The organism is Chromohalobacter sp. HP20-39 (assembly GCF_033052815.1).
GTDB lineage: Bacteria > Pseudomonadota > Gammaproteobacteria > Pseudomonadales > Halomonadaceae > Chromohalobacter.
Genome location: NZ_JAWHTP010000843.1, coordinates 1 through 258 on the forward strand (window position 1 = coordinate 1; position 258 = coordinate 258).

At 71.7% G+C, this 258-nt stretch carries 1 protein-coding gene; it reads left to right on the plus strand.

Annotation, left to right across the window (positions count from 1 at the left end; translation table 11 throughout):
• A partial coding sequence (locus tag RVY79_RS20330) for a hypothetical protein (protein WP_317466397.1) occupies positions 1-258 on the plus strand: 258 nt, incomplete at both ends.

Consider the following 258-nt stretch of genomic DNA (forward strand, 5'->3'; position numbering starts at 1 on the left):
CGGCGAGCGGCTCGAGCTGAAGGCGAACCTCGTGGAGCCGGCGGGCGGCCTGCTCTCGAAGGCGGCCAACCTGCCCGGTACGCCGCCAATCGACTTCGAACTCGATGGAACCGGGACGTTGGACGCCTGGGGGGCCAAGCTCGACTTCACGGCCGGACCCGACATCGGTGCCAAGGGCGGTGCGAAGATCTCCCGGATCGGGGCCGAGCGGCGCCTGGCCCTGGATCTCGCGGCCCGGATCGAGGGCCTGATGCCGGG